This window comes from Shewanella psychropiezotolerans, assembly GCF_007197555.1.
GTDB classification, from domain to species: domain Bacteria; phylum Pseudomonadota; class Gammaproteobacteria; order Enterobacterales; family Shewanellaceae; genus Shewanella; species Shewanella psychropiezotolerans.
This window is the reverse complement of record NZ_CP041614.1, coordinates 1618237-1644068: the sequence shown is the minus strand read 5'-3', so window position 1 is coordinate 1644068 and position 25832 is coordinate 1618237. Positions and strand designations below refer to the sequence as shown.

General features: G+C 45.7%; 23 protein-coding genes. 12 read left to right on the top strand and 11 right to left on the bottom strand.

The features are described from left to right. Positions 1–135: 135 nt before the first annotated feature. Entirely contained in the window at positions 136–1317 is a 1182-nt protein-coding gene (gene tsgA, locus FM037_RS07265; RefSeq protein ID WP_144048872.1) for an MFS transporter TsgA, read from the top strand. 299 nt (positions 1318–1616) lie between these two features. On the opposite strand, the gene FM037_RS07260 is transcribed toward tsgA, so the two are convergent. Both FM037_RS07260 and FM037_RS07255 read right to left on the bottom strand, forming a co-directional pair. Further along, positions 1617–2291 carry a Crp/Fnr family transcriptional regulator gene (locus FM037_RS07260; protein ID WP_144045451.1) on the bottom strand — a complete coding sequence of 225 codons (675 nt, stop codon included), beginning with the start codon at positions 2289–2291 and terminating at the stop codon, positions 1617–1619. Positions 2292–2382: 91 nt separating this feature from the next. Beyond that, on the bottom strand, positions 2383–3171 hold the full coding sequence (locus FM037_RS07255; protein WP_227992619.1) for an AraC family transcriptional regulator: 789 nt from the start codon (positions 3169–3171) through the stop codon (positions 2383–2385). Between the two features lie 109 nt (positions 3172–3280). Here FM037_RS07255 and FM037_RS07250 point away from each other — a divergent pair, with 109 nt between their 5' ends. Continuing rightward, entirely contained in the window at positions 3281–4462 is a 1182-nt protein-coding gene (locus FM037_RS07250) for a multidrug effflux MFS transporter (protein WP_144045450.1), read from the top strand. On the opposite strand, the gene FM037_RS07245 is transcribed toward FM037_RS07250, so the two are convergent. Together FM037_RS07245 and FM037_RS07240 are read right to left on the bottom strand one after the other, a co-directional pair. After that, the gene (locus FM037_RS07245; RefSeq protein WP_144045449.1) at positions 4459–5319 is read right to left on the bottom strand and encodes a GNAT family N-acetyltransferase; all 861 of its coding nucleotides are present in this window, start codon (positions 5317–5319) and stop codon (positions 4459–4461) included. The genes FM037_RS07250 and FM037_RS07245 overlap by 4 nt on opposite strands. 234 nt (positions 5320–5553) lie before the next feature. Then, the gene (locus tag FM037_RS07240; protein ID WP_229381109.1) at positions 5554–6807 is read right to left on the bottom strand and encodes a hypothetical protein; all 1254 of its coding nucleotides are present in this window, start codon (positions 6805–6807) and stop codon (positions 5554–5556) included. 184 nt (positions 6808–6991) lie between these two features. Here FM037_RS07240 and FM037_RS07235 point away from each other — a divergent pair, with 184 nt between their 5' ends. Beyond that, positions 6992–7678, top strand: coding sequence for a response regulator transcription factor (locus tag FM037_RS07235; protein WP_144045448.1), 687 nt, complete (start codon positions 6992–6994; stop codon positions 7676–7678). Beyond that, a complete protein-coding gene (locus tag FM037_RS07230) occupies positions 7671–9173 on the top strand; it encodes a sensor histidine kinase (protein ID WP_144045447.1) in 1503 nt (500 codons plus the stop codon). Before FM037_RS07235 ends, FM037_RS07230 begins: the two co-directional genes overlap by 8 nt. Before the next feature lie 118 nt (positions 9174–9291). On the opposite strand, the gene FM037_RS28475 is transcribed toward FM037_RS07230, so the two are convergent. Further along, positions 9292–9447, bottom strand: coding sequence for a hypothetical protein (locus FM037_RS28475; protein WP_185976974.1), 156 nt, complete (start codon positions 9445–9447; stop codon positions 9292–9294). A gap of 621 nt (positions 9448–10068) precedes the next feature. Between FM037_RS28475 and FM037_RS07225 the strand changes: the two genes are divergently transcribed. Genes FM037_RS07225 through FM037_RS07210 form a run of 4 tightly spaced genes read left to right on the top strand, consistent with a single transcriptional unit; the run spans position 10069 to position 13363 of the window. Beyond that, positions 10069–10941 carry a MipA/OmpV family protein gene (locus FM037_RS07225; protein ID WP_407695636.1) on the top strand — a complete coding sequence of 291 codons (873 nt, stop codon included), beginning with the start codon at positions 10069–10071 and terminating at the stop codon, positions 10939–10941. Between the two features lie 9 nt (positions 10942–10950). Continuing rightward, complete coding sequence (locus FM037_RS07220) at positions 10951–11340, top strand: DUF3019 domain-containing protein (protein ID WP_144045446.1); 390 nt, start codon at positions 10951–10953, stop codon at positions 11338–11340. Positions 11341–11342: 2 nt separating this feature from the next. Next, positions 11343–12047 (top strand): response regulator transcription factor, encoded by a 705-nt coding sequence (locus FM037_RS07215; RefSeq protein ID WP_144045445.1) that lies wholly within the window; start codon positions 11343–11345, stop codon positions 12045–12047. Further along, positions 12044–13363 (top strand): ATP-binding protein, encoded by a 1320-nt coding sequence (locus tag FM037_RS07210; RefSeq protein WP_144045444.1) that lies wholly within the window; start codon positions 12044–12046, stop codon positions 13361–13363. The genes FM037_RS07215 and FM037_RS07210 overlap by 4 nt, the downstream gene beginning before the upstream one ends. Before the next feature lie 197 nt (positions 13364–13560). On the opposite strand, the gene FM037_RS07205 is transcribed toward FM037_RS07210, so the two are convergent. The 3 genes from FM037_RS07205 to ompV form a co-directional block, all read right to left on the bottom strand. Beyond that, a complete protein-coding gene (locus FM037_RS07205; RefSeq protein ID WP_144045443.1) occupies positions 13561–14616 on the bottom strand; it encodes an alpha/beta hydrolase in 1056 nt (351 codons plus the stop codon). A 229-nt stretch (positions 14617–14845) separates the two neighbouring features. Next, the gene (locus FM037_RS07200) at positions 14846–15301 is read right to left on the bottom strand and encodes a CC0125/CC1285 family lipoprotein (RefSeq protein ID WP_144045442.1); all 456 of its coding nucleotides are present in this window, start codon (positions 15299–15301) and stop codon (positions 14846–14848) included. 20 nt (positions 15302–15321) lie between these two features. Continuing rightward, complete coding sequence (ompV, locus tag FM037_RS07195) at positions 15322–16095, bottom strand: outer membrane protein OmpV (RefSeq protein ID WP_144045441.1); 774 nt, start codon at positions 16093–16095, stop codon at positions 15322–15324. Between the two features lie 520 nt (positions 16096–16615). On the opposite strand from ompV, the gene thrS reads away from it, so the two are divergent. Together thrS and FM037_RS07185 are read left to right on the top strand one after the other, a co-directional pair. Then, entirely contained in the window at positions 16616–17830 is a 1215-nt protein-coding gene (thrS, locus tag FM037_RS07190; protein ID WP_144045440.1) for a threonine--tRNA ligase, read from the top strand. Between the two features lie 345 nt (positions 17831–18175). Next, on the top strand, positions 18176–19435 hold the full coding sequence (locus tag FM037_RS07185; RefSeq protein WP_144045439.1) for a glycerophosphodiester phosphodiesterase family protein: 1260 nt from the start codon (positions 18176–18178) through the stop codon (positions 19433–19435). Positions 19436–19536: 101 nt separating this feature from the next. On the opposite strand, the gene FM037_RS07180 is transcribed toward FM037_RS07185, so the two are convergent. Further along, the gene (locus FM037_RS07180; RefSeq protein ID WP_144045438.1) at positions 19537–20823 is read right to left on the bottom strand and encodes a coproporphyrinogen III oxidase family protein; all 1287 of its coding nucleotides are present in this window, start codon (positions 20821–20823) and stop codon (positions 19537–19539) included. Between the two features lie 813 nt (positions 20824–21636). Between FM037_RS07180 and FM037_RS07175 the strand changes: the two genes are divergently transcribed. Further along, positions 21637–21945, top strand: coding sequence for a protease inhibitor I42 family protein (locus FM037_RS07175; RefSeq protein ID WP_185976972.1), 309 nt, complete (start codon positions 21637–21639; stop codon positions 21943–21945). A gap of 64 nt (positions 21946–22009) precedes the next feature. Here the strand turns inward: FM037_RS07175 and FM037_RS07170 are convergent, their stop codons facing one another. After that, a complete protein-coding gene (locus tag FM037_RS07170) occupies positions 22010–23335 on the bottom strand; it encodes an ammonia-forming cytochrome c nitrite reductase subunit c552 (protein WP_144048868.1) in 1326 nt (441 codons plus the stop codon). Between the two features lie 200 nt (positions 23336–23535). After that, a complete protein-coding gene (locus FM037_RS07165; protein WP_144045436.1) occupies positions 23536–24747 on the bottom strand; it encodes an NnrS family protein in 1212 nt (403 codons plus the stop codon). 330 nt (positions 24748–25077) lie between these two features. Between FM037_RS07165 and FM037_RS07160 the strand changes: the two genes are divergently transcribed. Continuing rightward, entirely contained in the window at positions 25078–25818 is a 741-nt protein-coding gene (locus FM037_RS07160; protein WP_152829266.1) for a phosphatase PAP2 family protein, read from the top strand. Positions 25819–25832 lie beyond the last annotated feature (14 nt).

Below are 25832 nucleotides of genomic sequence, written 5' to 3'. Positions count from 1 at the left end.
AATAAGCAATTTATTTCAGCTTATGCTCGCAGTAAACCGATATCATTAATGGCAGGGTTAACCTTAACGCTAGCCAATAAAAAAATAACTAATGAATCAACTGCGAGCCTTTAAAACGATAACTAGGTATAGATGATGAAAAACAAAATTTCCTTAACCATTTTAAGCTTCCTCGCCAACTTTATCATGGCGGGCTTTGCGACTCAGTTCGGCATGTTGATTGAACCTATCGCCAGCAAGTTTGCAGCAAACGTCAACGAAGTCGCTTCGATCTTCTCTCTGCTCAACGGGGGCGCGTTAGCCGGGACCATAGCCGCCTTCTTCTTAATTGAGAAGATAGGCGTCAAGCGCATGACCTTACTCAGTTACCTTTGTATTGCCTTAAGTGCTGCCGCACTTCACTTCACCTCGTCACTCAATGTGGTGATGATTGCCATGACCATTATCGGTCTGTGTGGCGGTGTTGGACTCTGTATTGCCGGCACCATCGTGGTGTCGGTGTGGAAAGACAAAATCCAGAGCACCATGCTCGTTGTACAAGACGCTACGTTCAATGTGGCTGGCGTGGTCTTCCCACTCATTACCACTTATGCACTTAGCCATGCACTGTCATGGAGTTACAGTTACCTTGCGGTAGGATTAGTGGCGCTGGGCACGGCTATGATGGCCATGATGACTAATTTTGACTTATGCGAAAGTAAAAGTGAAAACTCGAATGAAACAGCTTCAGGCGGCGAAAAATCGGAGTGGAACTTCTCAATCATCAGTGCGGGTATTGGTTTATTCCTAGGCATGTTGGCGCTTTATACCTTCCTGACCTGGGCACCTATGTTTGTTAAGCAGAAGTTTGACATTCCCTTCGAAGAAGCCGGTAACATCATCACCCAATACTGGTCAGCGGCCCTTGTCGGCGCGCTCATTTCGACACTTATCGTGTCCAGAGTGAAGATCCAACACTTCCTGATGGGCATGATGACCTTAGCCTTAATCATCACCAGTCTCATTGTCACCACAGACAAACTGGAGTGGATGAGCTATCTGACCTATGGCTATGGTTTTGCCTGTGCAGCCCTCTATAATGCCTTTATCGCCTACGGGGTGTCATTTGTGAAACAGGCCAGCAGTAAGAATGTGTCTTACATCTTAATCAGCGGTAGCGCTGGCGCCATGTTTAGCCCGGCTATCAGCTCCATGTTTGAATCCGTGATAGGTTTGCAAACTGTGATGTACGCCATCCCCGTCATTTACGCCATCATTTTAGGCATGCTAGTTATGTCTCGTCGCCAAGCGGCAGAAAACAGTTTAGCCATGGCTTAGATTGGGACTTAAAATTGGTATTAAAAATCCGTATAATACCGGTAACTTTAATGTAGATAATGACAGATAAGCTAACTGCCATGCGTAAACCAAGAACGATTAGAGTTAAGAATAGAGTACGTAAAATCAGAAAGAGGCGAGCGAGTATACTCTGTTTGTTGATGAGGAAGGCCTGTCAGCAAGATGAGCAGCAGAGGAGCCTCAAGCTGCAAGAAAAATAATACTCCCTATTACATTAAGCCCCGGTAGTCTGACTGCCGGGGCTTAATTTTATTCAAACTATAATGCTGGCAATTCGACTATTCAAGATAGGCTTTCAGTCCTTCTAGATTACTTATCACTATCCCCTCTTCCTTATCCTTGTGGATCAGGCCTAATTCCTCAAGCTTCTTGACGGCACGGCGATACACACGATCTGTCGTCGCAAAACGCTCAGCCTCCAGGTAGCACTTAGTGAAGCCATCTACAGGCAGATCGTCTAAATATTGATGGTAGAGGTCGTAAGCTATGTTATAGGCGATGGGATACAGCATTCTGCGAGTCAGGATATCGACGGTATCTTGATAATCGACGGCGATGGCACTGGCAAAAAACAGGGCAAACATAGGCTGCTTGATGAGCGCCTGCTGCAGCTTATCACCACAGATAACCTCAATTTCGACGTCATCTTCGGCCACGATATCCAACTGACACTTATAATCACTGAAAAACTCCATCTCACCAAACAGTTGAGAATCACACACCATAGTGCCTAACTGAAAACAGCGACCATTGCGGGCCGTATAGCCCATAGAGATCCGGCCATGCTTGACTAAGATAAGCGAATCCACTTTCTGCCCCTGCCGCATCAGTTTTTGATGTGCCGGAACTAACTTAGTTTCACTGATGCACTCGAGCATGATCTGCTCAATTTCATCGTGTTCCTGTTCCCAAAGTGATTGGAATCGCCCTTTAGACAGAGGTTTTAGTTGCATCAAGTATGCTCAGTATCGACGTTCTAAACATCATTATAACAGTCAAAAACCATGACTAGCGAATATCCACATATATGCTGCTTCAAGCGAATTAAGCGTTAATAAACCGATTGGGCGTCTCCCCCATATGCTGCCGAAAAAAGCTGATAAAGGCGCTATCGCTGGAAAAATCCAGAGAAAAAGCCACTTCCGAGATACTTCGACCCTCGGCGAGTCGGACTATTGCCCCATGTAACCGCCACTGCTGGCGCCAAGCTTGATAAGGCATCCCGGTTTGCCTGATGAAGATACGCGAAATGGTTTTCTCACTGGCACCAATCCTTTTGGCCATTTGATTCAATGGCTGGGGCAAGGTCTCTCCAGACATCACTTGTGCCAGCCAAGGTTTCAAACGAGGATCATCAGGAATAGGCAGAGGTAACATCTCTTCCGGCGCAACCAACAACTCCTCAATAAACAGGGACAGTAGGTTCTTTTGTTGCTCGGCTGGCATGTCCCAGGGCCACAGAGACATACGCTCAATCAGTTGTTTAAACAGATCGTTAACGCCGATGATTTTGATCTTGTCAGGCAAATCGATAAAGGAGGCGGTATCGAAGTATAGGGAGCGACATGTCACCACCTCACGCATCTGCATTCTGGCGCAATGCTCTATTCCTGCGGGGATCCAGGCGGCCTTGGTCGGTGGCAATACATATTGCATCTGCTCCAGAGCTATGGTTATACACCCTGTGGGCGCATAGAGCAGCTGGGCCTTCTTATGGCTATGTACGCCTGAGTCATAATTTCCCACCCCAGATGCGATACCGACCACCTGAGCCTCAAAATCATCTAAGCTTGCCAACACCTCTGCTGCACAATCTGAGTTTAGGATCGCCATAAGTCTTATTTTTGATAGTTAATGTCCTTATCATTGTAATCGGACACGCGGCTGATCGCTATAGTTCCCGGCATCAAATTTAATATTCAATGCCACGGAGTCACCTCCCATGAAAACAATGCCAAATCTCTGGCTTATATTAGCCTTAGTGATGTTTCCACAAGTTGTCGAAACCATCTATAGCCCGGCTCTACCTCATATTTCACAGGCGTTCGGGGTAACAGCCCAGACCGCTTCACAAACCATATCTGTGTACTTTATCGCTTTTGCCTTCGGGGTACTTGTCTGGGGAAGGCTGAGTGACACCATAGGTCGTCGAAAAGCCATGCTGCTTGGATTAGTCACCTATGGCGTGGGTGCCACACTGGCTATTTTTGCAACCAGCTTTGAGGCGCTGATGCTGGCAAGGATCATATCGGCTTTCGGTGCGGCCACAGGCTCAGTCGTGACTCAGGCCATGCTAAGAGATTGCTACCAGGGAACCGAACTGACGAAGGTATTCTCGGTGATCACCATGGGCGTTTCGATCAGTCCGGTTATTGGATTATTGAGTGGCGGCATCATAGTGACTCATTTTGGCTATAGCGGGATATTCTGCAGCTTGCTGATGCTAGCCATCACACTCTGGCTGCTTGCCCTTATCACGTTATCCGAGACCAATCCGAAAGTGAATGCTAACGCCGAGTCAGTAAATCCCCAAAAAATTGGCGTTTTTCAGCTGGCCAAGCAGATGAGTCGAGACTCGAGTTTATGGTGCAACGCCGGTCTGATCGCAACCTTTAATATCATGCTATATAGCTACTACTCGCTCGGTCCCTTTATCTTTAATGATTTAGGCATGACATCGACCGAGTTTGGCTATAGCGGCATCGTGTTACCCATAGGAACGATACTGGGCAGCATGCTCAATAAGCGCTTGATATCGAAAGGCTGGCAGTCACACCACTTGATCTCTGCCGCCTCAGTTCTGGCCTTAACTTGCGCCTTTGGCGTCTGGTTACTCAGGTCTGATCTCTTGTTCCTAATACCTATGGTAGGTATGTTGCTTTGTAGTGGCATGGCTTTGCCCAATATAATGAGTCAAGCGTTAGTAAATTATCGACACGCGGTTGGCACAGCTGGCGCCTTGTTTGGGTTAACTTACTACTTGCTGTTCGGTGCGGGTCTTGCGCTCACTGGGATATTACAAAATCTGGGGATGGTACTCATCTTGAGTGCAGGCTTATCTTGCTTACTCAGTGTAAAACTAAACCTTGGCACTGTTGCAAGAAAACAGTGCCAAGATAGCTAACCAAGCTCAAACGTAGTGATGCCAAATATCTTTCCATTATCGATATTTGGCATCCCTTTTTGATACATGCGCACTGTTGCAAACACCACCTGCATATCTTCACGTTCAGCCAAAGCAACGGCGGCGGGGTTATTTTCAGGCACATCTAAAATGAGAGTTTCCCCTTCGATACCTGACTGAGCTTGATTCAATAACACGCCCGCAATGTCAGCATTATCCGCAAATAACGGCCCGACTTTATAGCCTTCGATACAAGGGCGTCTGACTAAATACCCACTGATTTTCCCCTCTGAGCGGTAAACTAACGTCAATCCATCGCTCTGAGTCATCCAAGCCTTTAGAAAGGTCTCACGATTTGCAGGAAAGCATTGGCGGTCATAGAGGTTAATGGTATTTAACTCAGTACTGCTCACATTGTTATCTAGGACAGTAATGGCTTCAATTGACTGAGAACGATATGAAGCTAATTTTTGATATCTGCGATTCTGGTAATAAGGCTGATAACCGATACGCTGATATATTTCGACATTCTCAAGCACGCCATCGATGCCAACATTACGCTCACCGCAGTAAGCTAACCTGTGCTTAGTGAGTGCCAAGCCGTAACCTTTGCCTCTATGCTCTGGTGCGACGATATAGAGTCCACAAAAAGCAAAGTCCTTACCATAGGTTACTGCACTGCCTACCGCGACAATTTCCCCCTCTAGCTCACCGACAAAAAAGCCATTGGGATCGGCTCGGTAAAACAGAGCCGCATCGTTAAGACCAGGGTTCCAGCCCTCGGCTAGGGCCCACTTCAACGCCAACACCAGCTCATCGGCAGTCATATTGCGGATCAGTAATTTCAATTCAGTCATCTTGCCTCTCCTTTTACTCAGAACAACCTAGCTATTATCCTTGGATTCCAGCCACTGATTAGGCCCACTTCAGCGCCAACACCAGTTCATCGGCAGTCATCTTGCCTCTCCTTTTACATTCAATGACGCATTATGATTTGGCGGAAGCAGGTATCATATTTTTCAGTCACTTCCCCCACAGACCTATTCCAACTAATCCCTCAAACTAGCATCTGGCTTGATAAAAAGTACAGGTTATAAATCGATATTAATATCGCTAAAAGCAGCCTGTTCTATATGGATGACCCGGCTTACTCCGTCCCTGTTATCGACCATATCTGAAATAAGAGTCGAACCATCGGGCTGTTTATCTAGAGTGTACTCAGCTGAGCTACCGCTAAAGAACACGATGTTGGTTGCCGCATTACCCGTGATGCGGTTATCGAAGCCATTGACTATGACATTACTGCTCTTATCACCGGTTAAGGTGACATCTTTAAGGTACTGAGCATGATAGGTGTATCCTAAATCCGCATTAAATCTCAGGCTGAAATTGCCCTCAAAACTCGCATCAATGCGGGCATCATAGGTCAGATAAGGATGAAAGAATTTGTTATCCATCAGCTTAGCTCCCAAGAGATCTTCACTGGTGATCTCAGCTCTGGTTTTCGCCACATAACCTCCCCACATGCCGTGGGTTGAACTCTCACTCCAGGCCCCCCAGAGGCCATAATATGAGTCAATAACTGAGGCTAAATACTCCTGAGTCAGGCTGTTTTCCGGCGTGAGTTCGGCAATCCAATCAGGCATGCCAATACCCCATAACTTGTCATTAAGTGCGACAATCTGAGCGCTGCGAATTTCGGCCTGATAATCGGCTAACGCGCCAACAAATTCAGGGTTTTGATCGACGCCAATGCCGTAATCATGAACCAAGTGCAGTATCTCTTCGAAACTGGCATCACGATGACCATCATAAGTTTGATTGATATACCAGTTGCCTCCCTCGACCTGGATTTCATTCTGATAAAGCGGCTGACCGCCTAAATCTGTCGCCGGATTAGTACCGTCATCCTGGCCATTGAGCAGTAATAATATAGCGCCGTTATCTGCCATCTTAATCGCCACAGCAGACTTATCACTGCCATATTCTGAACCCGGATAATCGGTGAGATAGTGAATCAAGATAGAACGCGCTCTGACAATTTGATTGTCAGACAGTTTATCCTGAGCGATAAGGTGTATCGACTTGCCATTAGCGGCCTGCATTTGGGTGTAACGGTTAAATTTAAGCGCTGAGCTGTATGTCGCCGACAGAGAATCCGGCACACTGGTGATATCCAAGGCTAAGGTTGCAGCCGACAATTTACTTCCCGGGACCATAGTGTCAGTGTCTGTTTCTGTGCCCGTCGAATCAGGGGCTGATTTGGTACTTGAAGAATCTGAGTTACACGCCGCCACTGTCACTAAACTTGTTATCAGCAGACTTGCCAATAATACTTTAATCATAATATGTCCCCGGAATCATCGTATGAACAAAATTATCATGGGAAGAAAGAATAGAAAGTAAGCGGCTGTAAGCTAAGGGACAACCAATGTAAGCAGGTGTAAGCGCGCTATCATTAACGGTGAGAGTCTGTAAAAATAAGCGCTTCTAGCTGCTCACCTATAGCACTTGGTATTAGGAGTTTCTGTGGTAAAAGCGCACATACTCATCATAGAAGATGATTTAGAGATCTCACGATTGACCGCCATGTATCTGGAGGCGGAAAATTATGAGACTAAGATTGTCAATGATGGCCTACTCGCAGTCGATACCATTAAGCGCTATAAGCCTGATCTGGTCATACTCGATCTCATGTTACCCGGCTTAGATGGTATCGAAATATGCAGGCAATCCCGCAGTTTCTATTTTGGACCCATACTCGTACTCACTGCCTGCGCCGACGATATGAGCGAAGTCAGCTTGTTAAAACTGGGGGCCGATGATTATCTGACAAAACCCATACGCCCCCATGTGATGGTTGCGCGCATTGACGCTCTCCTCAGACGGGTTGGCAATCAGCCTCCGAGTACGGAAGTGATAGCGATAGGCCAGCTAAGGCTTGATACCGCCACGAGAGAAGTCAATCTTGGCCGACTCAAGCCTGTGCTCACAGAAGCGGAATATGACATCTTACTCCTGCTAGCCTCGAATCCTGGCAATATCGTCTCCAGAGATGACTGCTGCCGCTCCCTGCGCGGCATAGATTATGACGCTAATGACAGATCTGTGGATATGCGAATTTCAGGCTTAAGAAAAAAACTTGGCGATATCAGCTCACCTTATAAGCTTATCTTAACTGTGCGTAACAAGGGGTATATGTTAGTCAATGGCTAAATTTATTCCTCCCCTATTCGCCCGCCTCTATCTGGGGATAATACTCGCTCTGGGCGGCAGCGTATTTATCACTTTATCATTTAGCTATGAAGCTCTGGAACAAAGCGATCTACTAGATTTTAATGCCGATACCGATTACATTTTCAATGAAATATCTGTTGCTTTGGAAAACAATGATGTTGATCCAGAACAATATATTCAGTCCTTGCCAAAAACTCTGCTTACTTTCGATATAAAATGGCAAGAGACATGGGATGGCGCTCCAGAATGTAATATATGTGAGTACTTATATACCAGTGATAACAGTTTAATCTACAATCTCGATGATGAAAGATTGTTAGCCGTTTATCCCCTGGATAATGCTAAAGGTGCGATACTTATCAGCGACCAATATCACTTTTTTGATGGTACACACTCTGAGGTCGACGATGAAATAAAGCTGCAAAACTTAGCCATCTTATGGCAACAACATCCGGAAGACATACTCCCAGTGATACTGCTCTTTGTAGCCATATTCGCGATAAGTGCCCCCCTCTATTTTCCTATCCGACAATTACAGAAACAGATAAACCAGCTTATCGACACCAATGATAAATTTGGTCGCGGCGAGCTTATGGTACGCGCCTCCCCCAAGTTATCAGAGCCAGTGAAGGCCTTGGCGACGAGTTTTAACCAGATGGCTGAATCAATTACCGAAACCGTGAAAGAGAATCAGATATTCGCACAGGCCGTACCCCATGAAATGCGTACTCCTCTGAGCCGCATACAACTGGCCACAGGCCTGTTACGAAAGAGCAGTACCCAGCCACAACAAGTCGCCCTACTCGACAATATCGATACCTATATAGATGATATCGATGAGCTCACCAAACAAGTACTGACTTTCTCTAAACTCAATGCCGCAATTGATGAAGACAAGTCCATAGGCAAGCAAGTCATTAAACTCGAACCCTATTTAGACGAGCGTATAGCTCAGTTGAATCAGGATCAGACCAAGAAAGTTATCCTCTATTGTCATCAACAGGAGCTGGAGTGCGACCCTGCCTATCTCAGATTAATGTTCGATAACTTAGTTAAGAATGCCATCAGATATGCCAAGTCCACCGTGATCATCTCTGTTGAGATTAAAGAGGACTTAGATACGAGTAAAACCTTAATAGGGAAAAGCTCAGAGTGGATACTCTCAAAATGGAAAGTATCAAAATGGAAAGCCGCCAGCAAAAGAGTGAATCAAGCCGACACACAGCTCATCATCACAGTGGCAGATGATGGCCCGGGTATAGCGAAGGAAGATTTCGACACCATCTTTATCCCCTTCTCCCGCTTAGACAAGAGCCGAAATCAACAAACCGGCGGTTTAGGCCTAGGCCTAGCTATCGCCAAGGCCGCGACCAAACGCATGTCCGGTGAGTTGAGCATGAGTAGCAACTCGGCAGGGGGGGCCAGTTTCAGCTGCCGTATACCAAGTGGCTATTCACTCAAAAACAATAGCTAGCTCCATTTAAGCTGTTTTCGCCTGAGTGCTGGATTTCTTAACAAAATCGGCAAGTTGAATTGTTAATTGGGCTACTTGTAGCTTGAGATCCTTGCTCTTTTCTTTACCGGATTCAGTCTTATCTCTGACTGATTCCTTCAACAGCTCCTTGATCAGTTTCAATTTCTTCTGCAAACGTTCTAGCTGTTATTCCAGTGACATTCATACAAATCTCTTTCTTTAAAAAGTGGCTATTTACGATACCAATCCAATTAACTATTACTTGCACTTGCATGTTGAATGCTAGCTTCAATATTTGGATCCCGATTCGATCTATGGCTAGCTTCTCAATTCTGGGTTCGGTATTCAGTAAGCGTATGTAAGCAGGAGCAATAACAAGGCTCTCATCTCAAGAGGAATTCAAATTACCTAGGCTTCTTTATACCTATAGGCAATAAGAAAACAATCGATTCAGAATTATCCACTAACAGACTGATTAAAATGAATAAGCAGCATTCCAGAGCTCAATCTTGAATCATCGAACACAAAAATAGACAACCAAAACGCCCAAGAAAGGCGAGTTTTACCGGTTCTGATATTGCGTTAATGACTGGCATAGGATTATCGCGACACAGATGTAACCAATGCCGTTAATATGCTAGTATCTTGTGAATATCAAGGCTTCATTGTGTACGATAATACATTGCATAATGAGAGAGCAATCTTGTTCCCAAATATCACCCAAACCAGTGTATTTTATTGGTTTTTTTACTAGTCAGATCGAATTTAATAACAAGATGTGCGCCTATTGATTGGTTGTAAAAACTTATCTGGGGGTTCGCCTAAGTTTGGGCGTTAGCTGCTAAGGCTGTAAGAAGAAAGTGCGGTACTCGACAACCACAGTTAGAAGAACGAAATGAGCAATAATGTGAATAAAATGAGCGTGCGTATTATTCGAGCAATTCTCTTAACCTTGATGATTATTCCAGGAGTTTCAGCTGCGTCAGACATTGCCAGCAGTGTCAGCGGTGGCGTAGAAGATCGCCTTGCCGATGGCGGTTACTTTGAACTCGGTGTCAGCGTTTATGGCGTCAATAAAGTCGATATCCGCCAAATAGATCATCAATCTGTGGAACCTTCGCTGTTGATCAGTGGTATGTACCAGTACAAAGGGCTCTTTGTGGAGATGATCCACCAATCTCAGGATGGAATTAACCTAGGATTTAACTTCTGGAATTCGGAAAACTGGTCCTTGGATCTACTGCTAGCCAATTTGCAAAGCTCCAGGAGCCGCCCGGAAGGTGTGGATCCCAGCATGCTTGATGAAGCCGACCGCAACGCCTACCTGATGTCGGAGGACTCCTGGTACGTAGGTGCTGGTTTCCGCGCCACCCGCTATTGGGGGGACCGCTACGTTTTCCAATACAGATTGGTGAGCGATTATTACGATGGTCAGGGGATATCGAGTACCGCCAGATTGGGGACATCCTGGCAGGTTCGTAATTGGAATTTCCACGCACTAGGCAGCATAGAATATTCATCAGCCACTTTGAATCGCCACTTTTTTAGCGTCAGCGACGAGGAAGCTACTGAGCTGTTCCCCGAATATCAGCCAGGCAGTTCCTTTAGTTACGGCATGGAGTTGGGAGTGGCTTATCCTCTGAGTGAGAGTTTTGTATTCCGTGCCATGTATCGCCTTAACGTGCTGTCCAATGAAGTGACTGACAGCCCCTTTAACCAAACTGGCTATGTGTCGTTCTTTAACGCCTCTATCAGTTATGTGTTTTAGGCGGACGACATGAATAAATTTACTCAATGGTTGGCTTTGGCGTTGTTGGGAGTTCCCATGACGGCCTGGAGTCAAGACGATTCAATAGCCTTTACCGCCACTCCTAAACGATGTATCGCCTTACACAAAGGCCAGACTTGCTATCAGGATGTACTGTTTCGTTGGCAGACACCTGAGCTCGGCCAGTATTGTCTGGTACTGAGCAAAGATCATCGCAAACTGACATGCTGGAATGGCAAAGCCATTCAGCAGTACCAGTACAGTTTTGAAGGGGACAAGACCACCAGCTTTAGTCTGATCCACAGTGATGAAACACAACCGCTGGCACAGCTAAAAGTGGTGGTAACTTGGGTTTATAAGGCCCCAAAACAGAGTGGATCCGGCTGGAGGTTATTCTAAACATGCCAGTTACAAAGCAGATATTGGTGGTGGAAGACGATGCCTCGCTAGCGGAATGGATTTGTGACTATTTACTGGACCATGGCTACGGGGTAACACTGGCGAGCCAGGGTGACTATGCGCTGGAGATGATCGCCGAAGAGCAGCCAGATCTGGTATTGCTGGACGTAATGATACCGGTGAAAAACGGATTCGATGTGTGCAAAGAAGCGAGGGAGTTTTATTCCAAGCCGATCCTATTTATGACTGCCTGCAGCGAAGACGGGGACGAGATTCAGGGGCTGGAGGTTGGGGCCGATGATTACCTCACTAAACCAATTCGTCCACGGGTGCTACTGGCGCGCATCAAAGCCCTGTTACGCCGTACCTGTGACGAGGAACTTAAACAACAACTGAAGTTTGGCTCGCTGGTCCTGAACGCGACCGCCAAATCGGTCACCATTGACCAGCAGTCGGTGGGCTTGAACGCCAATGAGTTCGATGTATTGTGGCAGTTAGCATTGAAGGCGGGCACCATAGTCAGTCGCATCGAACTGGTATCCCAGCTGAGAGGGATCGAATACGACGGTCTGGACCGTTCAATAGATATCCGCATCTCGCGCTTGCGTAAGAAACTGCAGGAAGCCCAGAGCCAACCTTATAAAGTCAAAACAGTCCGTGGCAAAGGATACCTTTTCTGTCGCGATGACAGTGAGCCAGCGTCATGAAAAAATTGATAGCCTCTCTGGTGTTAGTGGTACTCACCACCATCGCCAGCCTAGGCTGGTCAATCAGCGAGTTTGCAGCCCTTCAGAACCCTGATACAAATAATCCCAGTGTAGCCAACCGTCTTACGGCACTGAAACTCATGGGCAGCACGCTGGCACTGAGCCTAGATAACGACACCACCCACATTGATCTATTTATTGATAACTGGAATCGGCATAATTCCGAGCAGTTGTCTTTGATAACCGAAGCTGAGTTCGGCTTACCTGCCCCCTTGAAGGCACAATTCGATACCGAGGCAGCCCTGCTACTCGAGTCCGACGAAGGGATCTCCCTGCATTACCGAATGCCTCACAAAGGTCAAATACTGAACATCAATACAGAACTGATGACACCAATAGATGCCAATTGGAGCCTGAATAAACTGTATACCATGCTCTTCTACGTTGGCGTGATGCTGATTATGCTGCTATGGGTATCTCCCCTAATCCGGCGGCTGGTGAACCTAAGCAAGGCGACACAGGCGTTTGGCATGGGTGAATTACAGCAGCGAATTACGGTCAGCAAAACATCTTATATAGGCTCCATTGAAACCGAATTTAACCGCATGGCGGATCGTATTCAGCAATTGCTGGATGACAACAAACTGCTCAGTCGAGCGGTATCCCACGATCTGAAAACACCAATTGCACGGCTAAGATTTGGCATCGAGGCTCTGGAAGAAACTCAAAATGAACAGCTACGGGTTAAGTACTTCCAACGGCTAAACCGGAATCTTGACACCATGGAAGAGTTGGTGATGACTCTACTCAGTTATGCCCGCCTGGATCAGGCCAATATCCAGCCGGATTGGCAGTCCATTGAACTCAATGCCTGGTTGCAGGAAAAACTGGCATGCCTACTCGACCCATCTCACCCAGTCGACTTCGTGCCATGTACAAAATCACTGACTGTCAGCACAGATCCCAAATACCTGTCGATGCAGGTGAATAATCTCCTCAGTAATGCTCAACGTTTTGGGCATTCACAGATTAAGTTAACAGTGGCTATTGAAGAAGGCCTTGTATGGATACATGTCGACGACGATGGCCAAGGCATCGATGCTCAGGAAGCAGACCAGGTGATAAAACCCTTTGTGCGAGGCCAACAAAGCCGAGACAATGCCGGCCACGGCATGGGCCTGGCCATTGTCGATCGCATTGGCTCTTGGATGGGATCGAAATTACGTATTGGCCGAGCTCCAGAATTAGGTGGTGCCCGCATGTCACTAAGGTTTGAGCCATTATCGCAAGCAACTTATACCAGTCCCACTAAGTAGGTGATCAGTTCAGAGCCATTCAGGCTTTTCAATTCAAGGCATTGATGAAGAGATGCTTGTTCCCTTTGAAGTTTACTTTCAAACCCTATACCGTTAAAGGTTAAGCTGTTTGGGTTATGTCGAAAACAGAGACCTAACCTTATATATGGAAAGGTCTACTCCCGCGATCTATTTTTAACCGATATAGCACAATTTTTTTAATTTACTTTCGCTAAACCAAATTGACTAAATTCCTCACTGGTCATCCAATGCTCGCCCTCTGCAGGAGCAGCGTTTAGTGTAAACAAATAAAATGGAATACCTTTTTTACCGAGCATCTTATTGAAGTAAGACCCTTGTTTATGATGACTTTCGTCGGAAAATGGAATATCTAACGCAACTTTTTCATCACCAGCCCAACTATGAACTCCGACCTGTTTATGTAGACTAATTTCAATGTCGCTATTTCTACTGTTAACTAGCCTCTCAACACCTGCTGAGAATAAATCGGTTCCTCCTGAAAATACAGAACCATTAGCACTAACTACAGTGTTCATTCCTCGATCCCTAATCAGTAGGCCTGTATACATGTTAATATCATCATCACTGGAACCGTCAATGACACTGTCAAAGACGAGCGTCATTTTTAAAGCTGGATCTAAACTATTAACCAATTTTTCTAATTTAAGGTAGGTTGTAAACCCGAGATCAGAACTATCGCCAAACTCAGGGAAAACATTAACAGTTTTCAAAGTAACGCTAGTATCAGTCAAGTCTCGCACCTCAAAAGAAGTAGAGCCTATCGCGTTTATATATTGTGAAAACTCTAATCCCACATCATTTCCGTTTAAAGTCGATTGAATAAATGTTAAATCCTCATTTTCACTTCGTTTATCGGCAGAGCAGCTAAATAACTTACTTTCAGTTTGAAAAAACAATTGGCAATACTGAGCTTCCTTCGTATTTTCTAAGGATGGAATAATCATATCTATCTCATCCCCTGTATCATTCTTTATTTTAAGTAAATCAAAAACATTAATTTTACCTGTTTCATCCTTAAAGCGAATTTCTTTCCCATATAACAAAGAAAAATAATCACCACCTACCGATAATTTAAATGAATTTAAAATTTTATGACGCTCTGAAATTATGATCTCTTTATCCGTGGTGAAATCATAATCGATTTTAGGTTCTTTTAAAGCTGCTGACCCAGTATCGCCACAAGCCGATAGCAATATAATACTTAAACTAAAAGTTGCGATTTTTTTAATCATTTTTATTACCTTATAAAAATTGCCCCCAAAATAGCAGGCGTTAATGAAGTTAAGTACCATGCCAATCAATGATTTCGATGCCTCATTACCACAATCCATCATCTTGTTAATTTCTGCATAGCAATACGGTTTTTTGTAAATATTATCCAGTGAGTGTCGGAGGTAGTACAAGAAAGGATAGAGTAGAGAGCGCCTGTCAACAGTGGCAGGCGCAGCTTAGTATTGGAAATTAGTCTTCGACATTCACATGGTTAAGAATGTAGTTGGTGTCATACACCCGTGAAGCGGCATTACTAGGTTTGCTGCTCAGGCCAGTCACTTCGACCACTACCGAGGTCTCTTTATCAATGGTCGAACTACCCCACAGCAGGCTATTGCTGCTGTCCCCTATCCCGAACTGGCCCACAGAGTCGCGATCGGTTTGCTCACGAGTGAAAGTAAAGTAAGGGTAGCCAGCCTGTTGGCACAGCTCTGCCGACTTGCGCATAATGTACTTACGCGCTAATGCCCGATCTGTGCTGGTATTACCCACAAAGCTTATCTGCCAACCATCCGGGGCAATCTGCACGGTTTCAAATCCTTTACCGAAAGACCAGAACTGCTTTTCGGTATCATAGGGAGTTGCACAAGCTGCCAGCATCAAGGCCAGTCCAGCACACACCCATAAGTTTCTTATCGATTTCATCTCTTGGCTCATCAAGTTAGTTAGAAGCTGTAGTTCACACCCAGAGTTGTTACCCACTGGTTACTGCTGTCCACTAAAGGAGAGTCAGCCATGTTGGATGCCAGATGCGAATACCCGGTAGACTGAGTGATGTCCAAGTGTTTAGTGACTGGGATGACCATAGCATAACCCACATTGTAGGCTAGGCTGCCGCTGCCCTGATAAGCCGAACGCTTTGGGGTGACTTCCGAGCTAGATACGCCAGTGTAATAGTTTACGTAGTCTTTGCTGAAGTAGTGCACACCGGCGTAAGGCACCAGAGAGGCAAAGCCAAGATCCATTGGGTGGTAATAGGTGATGTCGGCCTGATAGCCTTTGTAAACACCGGTAACGTCGTGTTGAAATTTAGTCGATAAGGTTCCTTTTCCCAGATGGATATCGGCATTTAAACCCAAATCACCACTAATCTTGCGATCTTTCATGCCTGTTAAAATATCGGCATCGTCGGAGTCGAAACCAGGATTGGCAACCAAAAAGGCGCTGAAATTGACTAGGCTGTCGTTGTCGCCGAAAAAACGGTAGTTAATACCGGCCAGATCTATGTTGAAGTCTTCACCATGGTAGCCTCCGTTCAGGTAGACACCGGTCTTGTGGTCCTGATCTTTATAAAATTCGCTTCCAGTAGCAACGCCGGCACCGGCGAAAAATTGGCCCTGATGGCTGTAGATATTACCGTTGAGAATATAGGTATTGTTTTCTGCCATGGCGTGGCTGGACATCAAGGTTACTGAGATAATTAAGCATAACTTTTTCATTTTTTGATCCTTATTACATCTGTCGAATGACTGTGGAGGCACTATATTCCACTTGCAGACAGGACTCTGTATCCAAATGTAACCTGAGATCGGTTGAGGGCTTGAAGGCCCACTTATAAGACCGTATCTGCTAGATCGCAATGAGTAACAGTGCATCTAACCACTTAGTTATACTGTTTCCTGTTGATGATTCCCCTTCCTTAAAATATACTCGAATTCGTTAACTCTCTAACCCAACAATTTCAATATGTTAATGGCGATAAATGTTAAGTTGGCTGAATATAAATCCAAAATAACAATTTAACTCTTGTCTTTCTTATACAGGTTTTGCTATAACAATAGGAACGAATTAGATCCCCTCGAGGAAAGTAATGAAACGATTAATTGCAGTTGAGATAACCACCACCACATCAACCTAGAGTTGTTGTGTTGGCATTGTAATTACTGATTTATTACGCAAAAAATGGCTAACATGATTTCATGTTAGCCATTTTAGTTTTACCGCGCTTATTTTGATTTCATGTTGGTCTCCACTGAAGAAACGGAGATGTACAAGATGAAAAATGAACACAGAAAAATAGGCAGTGAACTTGAGCTATTTAGCCTCTCGGACTACGCATCCGGCATGGTGTCTTGGTATCCTAAGGGCTATGCAATCTATCGCAAGGTAGAGGCCTACCTCAGAGACATTCAGGAACAATATCATTACCGCGAGATCCGCAGCCCCATTCTGGCCAACAGCCAATTATGGGATAAATCCGGCCATCTGGAAAAGTTCAGAGACGACATGTTTCTGCTGCAAAATGACGGTCAAGAACAGGCGCTTAAGCCGATGAATTGTCCTTTTCATATAGAGATGTTCAATCAGCTGTGTCAATCCTATCGGGAGCTACCCCTGAGGTTATCTGAGTTTGGTCTGTGCCATCGCAACGAGGCATCCGGAGCGCTGAACGGCCTGTTAAGGCTTAGAAGCTTCAATCAAGATGATGGTCATGTATTTTGCCGTGAACATCAGATCCAATCTGAGCTGATGTCCTTCGTCGAAATGCTTTATCGGGTCTATGACAAGTTCGGTTTCAATGCCGATAGCATAGAGGTCAGCATTTCACTGCGCGCTAATAACAAGGCCGGTAGCGAAGATGCCTGGGACCGCGCCGAGCAATACCTGCAAGATGGCCTCAAGCAGCTCAATATTCCTTTCAAGTTATTACCCAATGAAGGCGCCTTCTACGCCCCTAAGGTGGAGTTTGCCCTGAAAGACTCTCTGGGACGTCAATGGCAGTGCGGCACTTTTCAGCTGGATTTTGTGCTAGCCCAAAGGATGGATGCAACATTTATCAACGAGGAGAGCAAGTCTGAATATCCAGTCATACTCCACCGAGCGGTGCTTGGCTCATTGGAGCGATTTATTGCCATCTTACTCGAGCATTATCAGGGCAGGCTACCTTTGTGGTTAAACCCCAATGCCATCTCTATATTGCCCATCTCAGATAGCCATATCGCCCAGGCCAATGTCGTTTGTAACAGGCTTAAAAACTTGGGTTACATGGTTAGCCTAGATAAGAGCCAAGATTCGGTAGGCTATAAATTGAGGCAACATTTCAAGCACAAGGGTCTCTATTGCCTCATCATAGGCGATGAAGAAGTCGAACAAGCTAAGGTGACTGTCAGGCAGAAAAAATCCAATGCCAAGATGAGTCTTAAAGACTTCATCAACATTTTGGAGGCCGCCTAGTACCACCACAAATCAGCGACTCCGATATCTGAGCCTTGTTCTAGGTCAGGGTTTGAGTCTGGGTCTGGGTATGAGTCCTACCGAGAGTTTACCCTTTAGTGTAAAAACACGCAGGCAGCGACGTCATATCGACCCGCTGCCATCCTAATCGCTCTCCCCCGAGGCCTATGAATAATCCCTCTCAAATAGATACCACAGGCCCTCTTATCTAATATATAGATATAACGTCATAAATCCTTAGTCATAGCTTAATATTCTCCTCCTAAGCTGACGCAAAATTGAAGGAGGCGACACCTCAAGTCCCTTCCCCCATGAATTGCCCTCTCTAAAATAACGGATGTACCTATGAATAAGAATCACCTCAGGCCCTGCGCGCTGCTACTGACGCTCGCCACAAGCCTGTTACTGACGGCCTGTAATGATAACGACCATACTGAGCCCCAGGAAAAAGTTGCCGCCCAAGTTGGCCCCAGACCTCTGTTTCTAGTGCGTCAGATGCAAGACAGTGAGCTAAAGACACAACTTGAGCAGTGCGCCAGTGACAATTTCTATCGCAGTGACTTCTCCATAGGTCATAGAGGCGCGTCGATGCAGTTCCCCGAGCACACCAAAGAATCTTATCAGGCGGCCATCGACTCGGGCGCCGGCATAGTGGAGTGCGATGTCACCTTCACCTCTGACAAAGCCTTAGTGTGTCGCCACTCTCAGTGCGATCTGGCTACCACCACCAATATACTGGCCATCCCTGAGCTTGCCAGCCAATGCAGTAGCCCTTTCATCCCCGCCGATCCCCTCAATGGCGTAACGGCTAGCGCAAGGTGCTGCACCAGTGATATTACCTTGGCCGAATTTAAAACCTTAAGAGGCAAGATGGATGGTGCCAATACCAATGCCACCAGCGTCGAAGAATATATGGACGGCACTGCCAACTGGCGAACCGATCTCTATTCCGGCAATGGCACCCTGATGACCCACGTCGAGAGTATCGAGATGTTCGACAAGGCAGGCATTAAGATGACCCCGGAGCTCAAAGAGGCCATGGTGCAGATGCCCTTCGATGGTTTTAGCCAGCAAGACTACGCCCAGAAGATGCTCGACGAATACACGGCAGCGGGTATCGACCCGGCTCGTGTCTATCCTCAATCTTTCCATCTCGAAGACATAGAGTATTGGATAGCTAATGCCCCGGAGTTTGCATCTCAAACCGTATTTCTCGATGACAGATACGATGATGCGGGCTTCGATCCCCTAAGTGAGACTAGCTGGACTCCCTCGATGGCGGACTTGAAGGCTCAGGGCGTGGAAATTATCGCTCCGCCTCTGTGGGTGTTGGTCACTCTGGATAACGAAGGCAAGCTAATCCCTTCTGAGTATGCCAATGCCGCCAACGATGCCGGACTGAAGATAATCACCTGGTCACTGGAACGCTCTGGCTTACTGATCGACGGTGGTGGCTGGTACTACCAAAGTATCTCTGATGCCATAGACAATGAAGGCGATGTGTTCGAGTTACTCGATGTATTGGCTAAAGATGTCGGTGTGATGGGGGTATTCTCCGATTGGCCGTCAACCGTCACTTACTACGCTAATTGCACTAGCAAATAATACCAAATGGGGCACAGGCTATTTCTGTGCCCACTCTCTTAACCGTCATTGATACGCTGTGGGTCCGTTTAATCCCTGACTTATTTTATCCAGACTAGTGTTTATATCAGTGGCAACTCCCTCGCCTGCTCCCTGAGATGATCCATGCCGGTGAGAAAGCCGACAAACATCTTCAAGGCGATAAATTGCCCCTGCTCCGTGGTGCGGTAGTTATCACCCCGTTTCACAATGGCCCCGGACGCCAGCAGAAAACTCATCTCCAACGGCAGCGCCTGCCACAAAGACCGCCCTGTATGGGCCTTCAACACCTGATTATCCAGATGTCCGTGCCCCATCATGATCATCAGATAATGCTGTATCAATGCCTTGCTCTCCAGAGGTTTGATGTAACAGGTACCAGATTGGACTCGATCGATAAGCCGGATATAATCGGCGATATCGAAGCTTGAGATGCGAAACTGCTCGCCGAAACGGCCAAAGGCCCCGGAGCCGACACCTAGGCAGTCCTCGCCATCGAGCACGTACTTATTTTGCACCGACTGGCCGAAACTACGACTGAAGGTCCAGGGAAACTCCATCACATAGCGATCAGCCAATGCCTGCTTCGCAGCCAGAAACTGCGGCCATAATTCATGGGCGGGTCCTGCCAAACAGCCGGCCTTCTTACGGTTCTTACCTATGCCAATCGTCAGAGGATAAGTCGTAATTTGATCTGGGTTGAGCGCCATGGTCTGCAACAGGTCTGCGTGCACCGAGTCGGCGGTCTGCATCTTAAAGCCATACATCATGTCCACATTCACCGTAGGAAACAGCTCGATGGCGCGACTAACATACTCGGCCTGTTGCAAGCCGGAGCCAAACTTCTCAAACCTGCCCGTGATCTTGAGTATGGCATCATCGAAGCTTTGCACCCCGATAGACATGCGGTCCACTAGCCCCTTGAGTAACTCAGGGTGTCCCTCTTTGAAATAGATAGGGTCACTTTCACAGGAGACTTCACGGATTGTCGTCAGGCTCTTGATAAGCTCTATGGTCTTTATCAACTCATCTTCGAGGATAGTGGTGGTACCGCCGCCGATATACACGCGGTTAAATCGGTAGCCTTTGGCTATGACCTGGCGTATCTCCTGTCTCAATGCTTGGAAGTATTCTCTGGCCAGAGACTCTTGAAACTTAACCTTATGAAATGAGCAAAACCGGCACAGGGTGTGACAGAAGGGAATATGAATATACAAGGTTTCTATGGGTTTATCCGGAACACAGTCAATTCCAGAGGATAAGGGCACGGCATCTTGTAATGAGAGGGATTGTTTAATACTGCGATTTATCATCCAATCCAGGCTATCTGTGGCCAGATACAGGCGAGTCCTCGAGAGAAAATGCGTCATTTTTGAATACCTTTGAACGAATACCGTTTGCCTCATATTGATCTTGATGAGTGCCAAATGGTGTTAAGAGAGATAAGGAAAATTCAGGGTAATCAAACTGAGGCAGAGAAACTGTCGTATCGACGGGAGATTGATGATTATCTATTGATATTTATTCGTTTTGTCGAGGGGCGCACATTATTTTAACTCTGTGACTCTCGATAACTGCATCTGGGGAAATTTAATCTACACTAGCATTAATATTTAACGGTTAATAATAAATTAATCATGCATATTATATAGACCATTGTAGATATCCAGATACCGTCTTAAAGACTTAGGTTAAATATTATCAAATTTAAAAATAAGTAATTAGACTTAGTACTTTTGTTTTATATACTCTATCGACACCCATGTTTATCAGCATATAAGTATACTACTAATAGATATCACCCCGTATATATTCATGCCTAAAAAAGAGCAGTGTTTTTAATGTGAACATTTAAATACTTAATAAAAACAACTAGAAAAAATAAAATATCACGAGAATCAAAAAACCAAAATTAATTATAAAAACAATCAACTAAATATACTACTCCCCCTTCTAATACCAAAAGCATTGATTAATCTAAAGGGAAAACAAAAAATACAGGTAATGCAATCTAAAACAATCACTTACCAGTATCATAGGAACAAACCAGAAAGTGAATAATCAGAAAAAACAAACTATACAACTTGACAGTTTTTATTTTAGATACTTAACTTCTCAAGCTGTTTAAACCCAGTAAGAACCAAGTAAAATCAACTTTAAAACTCATGAATAAGGATATTTATATGTTAGCTCCAATTACAGTCAAGATCGGCGAGCCAATAGTCATCACACTCGAGGATAACCCTTCTACGGGTTTCAATGTGTGCCTCACTGAATTACCCAGCTGCATCGCCCTAATAAGCGATGACTACATTCATGGTTCCAACCCCTTGGGCATGGTAGGAGTCCCCGGCACTCGCCGCTTCACTTTTATCGCCACCAAGGCGGGTGAAGGTGCGCTCAAATTTAATAAAATTAAATTTACTCACCCAGAACTCACCATCTTAGATGCCAATCCGATGGAAAATCGCTTCGTGAGTGTCGAAGGATAGCCATGTTTTTTAAAATGCCGTTCACCTCAGGTGAACGGCATTTTGAGCGTATCTCTACCGCTGTTTAGTAACCTCTGGCAGTTATCGGTGACCAGTTCTTTTCGACTTCCTCTTTAAGAAATGCCTGCTTCTCTTTAGTCAGTTCCTCGACAGAGATCCCAATGGCTTGATGGGCCTTCTCCTTGGTGCTGATATCAGGATAGTAAACATGCTTAACCTCCAGCTTACTCAATATCTCTTTCAGCTTTTCACGGGCGTAATTTGCCTGCTCAGTAGCCTTAGCCAGCAGTGCCTTGCCTTCTTGTGGATTGTGAGCATAGAGACCGTGGGATGCCATGGCAAAATCCCAGCGCCACTGAGCATGACGAATGGCCATAATGGCATCGTTCATGATTGGCCAACTCGCTCCGGCTACCCAGGCGGCTTTGGCTTCATAGTGCGCCTTTACCAACACGTTCTCTACATGTCGTGCGGCCTTATCGATGGCTTGCTTGTCTCTGTCTAACGCCTTCTCTATCTTACTTTGACTAGAGTGGCAGCTACTACAGGCCTTATCGAATTGCGCTAGTGCATTACCCACCTTATGGTTAGTATATTCCTTGCCATTTTTATCTGTCGCTGCCGGCATATGACAGGTGATACAGGTGACGCCACGCTTAGCATGCTTGCTGCGACTCCAATGTTCAAATTCCGGGTGGCGGGCCTTTAGAATTGGGGTCTTAGAGATAGGATGGATCCACTCATAGAAGCGACGGGTATCGTAGTACTTCTCAATCTTGTCGGCGTCGTTACCAAATATCCAGGGGATGTTGACCTTATTACTGCTCTCAGGCTGAAAATAATAGCTCACATGACATTGGCCGCAGACCTGAGCGCCTTGCATACTAGTGCCTTGTTTATCGAACGGCAGATGGATTTTAGTCATGGCATCTTGTGCATGAGGCCTGGGCAAAGCTAACTTTTCAGAGCCTTTAACATGACAATCGGTGCAGTAGACCACGCTCTTAATCTCACTGCCGAGGGAGGTGAAGTTTTTCCCCGAAAATCCCTGAACCCCAAGCTCATTCATTAAACGCGGTGCATCGGGCGTCTTACAGGTCCAGCAACTGGCCGATAGGCCTTTAGTTCCCGCTTCAGGTACCACACCGGTTCTCAAGGTATGAGTCACATCGGCTACGGCAAATTGATGACCTCTTGGGCTATGGTATTCCTTGGCGAATGAAGAGCCTGCCCACAAGATGATATTAGCCGGATAATTGGCGAGCATATCTTCGCGCTCAACCTGTTCCTCGGTGGCAGCCCAGCTATCAAACTGAGCAGGAAACTGAGTTTTATCTGCTAACTGCACCGAATCTATTTCAGCATCGGCCAAGGATAGACCTGAGAACATCACGCTCGTCAATAGAGTCACGCTTACTATAGTCCGAGAAATCCGTCTTATCATAAGATTGAATTACCTAAAGTTTTATTACTATCACTAGTCTAGATGAAAGGGGGAAAGAAGATTCGAGCGCCAGTTAGAAATGATAACCAGCGCTACAATTTATACCTAAATAGGTAGAATTAAATAAATGTATTTAAACTAGCATGTTAACCCGGTTTTCCATCGATACGGGGACGAAATAACACAGGGGTGTAATGCCAGACAAACAGACCGAAGGCGATAAACCAGAGACCAGCGGAGATCCACAACCAAGTCTGATAATGATCCGGCATTAGGGTAGGCATCAGTGCTCTAAATATTGCCGCGAGAGCGATACTGGCAAAGGCTATCGACATCTTAGGTCCTGTATAGATATTGCGACCAGTGTGACCCAAAGAAACCCGGGAGATCATCGACAAACAGATACCTGCCAAGGTTCCTATGGCAAAAAGGTGCAGCAGACTGCGATAAGCCAGCAGGTTATCTATGTTCCAGGCAAGCGCTAGCAAGGTTACAGGTAGTAACAGATAACCTATATGCAGCGACCAGAGCATGGGTTCTTTCAGTGTTTTGTGTGGATTCCAGCGAGCCCATCGTATTAGATGCAGTACCCCAGCCACCACTAATAACCACTGCTCTACAGTCTTAGGTAAAAACTGACCTATGGCCTGGATCACCAACAGTAACATCACCAAGATTAAGGCGTTCTCTAACAGGGGAATAGACTCGGGCTTCTCCTGTTTAATTCGAATAGCGGTAAAGAAAGGAATGACTCGACCACCAACGATAGTGATGAGCAGTGCCATCCACCAGATCATCGCCTGCCAGATATGGTTTGAAAGCGTAAAGTCTCTCTCATTTAAGGCATAGTAACTCAGCAGGTTAATGCACAAGGCCAGAAACAACATGATAGGAAAGCCAATATTGTGCCACTGCTTAACTTTATAGATGCTAGTCCAGAGTTTGAAGGCGGTTAACCCTAAGAAGAGTGAATCAAACAGAGCGGGCACTAATAGCGGAATATCGAAAGGAAGCAAGAGCAAGACACGGGCGGTGAGCCAGCAGAAGAAAGTCACCGCTAAGCCAATGCCAGTCAAGCCGGGTTGATTGGTCCAGTTCTTCACCGCCGTTAGCAAGAAACCAGCGACAATCGCCATGGCGAAGCCAAACAGCATCTCATGGGGATGCCACCAGAGTGGCACTACCTTGCTCCAGAATTCAGTCTGAAACAGGCTGTATTGCGGCATAAACCAGGTGACTAACCAGAGTGGGATATACAAGGCAGCTAAGGTCGCGCCGCCTAAGAAGAAAGGTCTAAAAGCCAATCGCCAAATGGCCGGCGTCTTTTCTGTCACTGCTGGATCATCAATATTGAGCATCAAGGTCACTCCGGACTTAAACAGGCATTATTTATACATCTTTATATTTAGGCCTATTTTATGCCTGAGTCATACACATAACAATCAATATAGTTCTGAATTTAACCTTTATTGTTAAATCTGTGACATGTCCCCTTGAATGGTCTAAATCACTGCTTCTAATCCTAGTACACACCTCTCTGACATTAAGTTATCCGAGCTATATGACATTTTTTTCACTCAAAGCTAATAGACTCACGCAAAGACAAGCTCAAAACGTAACGACATTTATCGAACTTGGATTGATAAATAAGAGCAAGAGTAGCGAAAGTTTAACCCAATGAGCATAAAATGACTTCAACGACTAACCCCAGACATTTCTCTATCAGTAGGCACATTACTTACCCCTTGATAACATTTCTGTTAATCGCTGGCCTGTTCGAATACTTTCAATTCGATCTGTCGATAGCTAAGTTCATCTTCAATATTCAGGGCGGAGTCGATTACTGGCCATTAAGAGATCACTGGTTGACCGAGAATGTGCTGCACGAGGGGGGACGAAACTTTATTATTCTATTAGGCGTGTTACTGCTTTGTATCATAGGCACCAGCTTTAGACGCTCAACATGGTGTAAATACAGGCGCAGCCTGATCTGCTTGTTTATCAGCGTATTAACCAGTATTTTGCTGATAAAATTTGCAAAAGACTTCACACATGTCAGCTGCCCCTGGGATGTGATTCAATTTGGTGGCAGCCTTCCATACGTGCCTATCTTTAACGCCCTACCCGTGGGTGCACAATTTGGTCAATGTTTCCCCGGGGGACACTCCAGCGGCGGTTATGCCTGGGTAGCCTTGTACTATTTTTTCCTCCAGGAAAAACCTGAATATCGTAAGCTAGGTTTAGCCTTTGGTCTCTGCTTAGGTGGACTATTTAGCCTGACTCAGCAATTAAGAGGCGCACACTTCTTCTCCCATGGGATCTGGAGCCTGGCCATATCTTGGTTTGTGGCAACCTTAGTTTATTACTTACTGTTTGTTCGGCCTCGACTCGAAGCACACCAAACCAAAGAGCAGCCCCAGTTGGCTTAGCAGTAATAAAAAGG

Coding starts and splice junctions, on each gene's coding strand:
- FM037_RS07205 (WP_144045443.1), bottom strand. CDS start 14,616: ATGATTAAAAAAATCGCAACTTTTAGTTTAAGTATTATATTGCTATCG.
- FM037_RS07250 (WP_144045450.1), top strand. CDS start 3,281: ATGAAAACAATGCCAAATCTCTGGCTTATATTAGCCTTAGTGATGTTT.
- tsgA (WP_144048872.1), top strand. CDS start 136: ATGAAAAACAAAATTTCCTTAACCATTTTAAGCTTCCTCGCCAACTTT.
- FM037_RS07170 (WP_144048868.1), bottom strand. CDS start 23,335: ATGTTCTCAGGTCTATCCTTGGCCGATGCTGAAATAGATTCGGTGCAG.
- FM037_RS07210 (WP_144045444.1), top strand. CDS start 12,044: ATGAAAAAATTGATAGCCTCTCTGGTGTTAGTGGTACTCACCACCATC.
- FM037_RS07160 (WP_152829266.1), top strand. CDS start 25,078: ATGACTTCAACGACTAACCCCAGACATTTCTCTATCAGTAGGCACATT.
- FM037_RS07180 (WP_144045438.1), bottom strand. CDS start 20,823: ATGACGCATTTTCTCTCGAGGACTCGCCTGTATCTGGCCACAGATAGC.
- FM037_RS07200 (WP_144045442.1), bottom strand. CDS start 15,301: ATGAAATCGATAAGAAACTTATGGGTGTGTGCTGGACTGGCCTTGATG.
- FM037_RS07185 (WP_144045439.1), top strand. CDS start 18,176: ATGAATAAGAATCACCTCAGGCCCTGCGCGCTGCTACTGACGCTCGCC.
- FM037_RS07225 (WP_407695636.1), top strand. CDS start 10,069: ATGAGCAATAATGTGAATAAAATGAGCGTGCGTATTATTCGAGCAATT.
- ompV (WP_144045441.1), bottom strand. CDS start 16,095: ATGAAAAAGTTATGCTTAATTATCTCAGTAACCTTGATGTCCAGCCAC.
- FM037_RS07175 (WP_185976972.1), top strand. CDS start 21,637: ATGTTAGCTCCAATTACAGTCAAGATCGGCGAGCCAATAGTCATCACA.
- FM037_RS28475 (WP_185976974.1), bottom strand. CDS start 9,447: ATGCAAGTGCAAGTAATAGTTAATTGGATTGGTATCGTAAATAGCCAC.
- FM037_RS07165 (WP_144045436.1), bottom strand. CDS start 24,747: ATGCTCAATATTGATGATCCAGCAGTGACAGAAAAGACGCCGGCCATT.
- FM037_RS07260 (WP_144045451.1), bottom strand. CDS start 2,291: ATGCAACTAAAACCTCTGTCTAAAGGGCGATTCCAATCACTTTGGGAA.
- FM037_RS07255 (WP_227992619.1), bottom strand. CDS start 3,171: ATGGCGATCCTAAACTCAGATTGTGCAGCAGAGGTGTTGGCAAGCTTA.
- FM037_RS07245 (WP_144045449.1), bottom strand. CDS start 5,319: ATGACTGAATTGAAATTACTGATCCGCAATATGACTGCCGATGAGCTG.
- FM037_RS07220 (WP_144045446.1), top strand. CDS start 10,951: ATGAATAAATTTACTCAATGGTTGGCTTTGGCGTTGTTGGGAGTTCCC.
- FM037_RS07230 (WP_144045447.1), top strand. CDS start 7,671: ATGGCTAAATTTATTCCTCCCCTATTCGCCCGCCTCTATCTGGGGATA.
- thrS (WP_144045440.1), top strand. CDS start 16,616: ATGTTGGTCTCCACTGAAGAAACGGAGATGTACAAGATGAAAAATGAA.
- FM037_RS07240 (WP_229381109.1), bottom strand. CDS start 6,807: ATGATTAAAGTATTATTGGCAAGTCTGCTGATAACAAGTTTAGTGACA.
- FM037_RS07215 (WP_144045445.1), top strand. CDS start 11,343: ATGCCAGTTACAAAGCAGATATTGGTGGTGGAAGACGATGCCTCGCTA.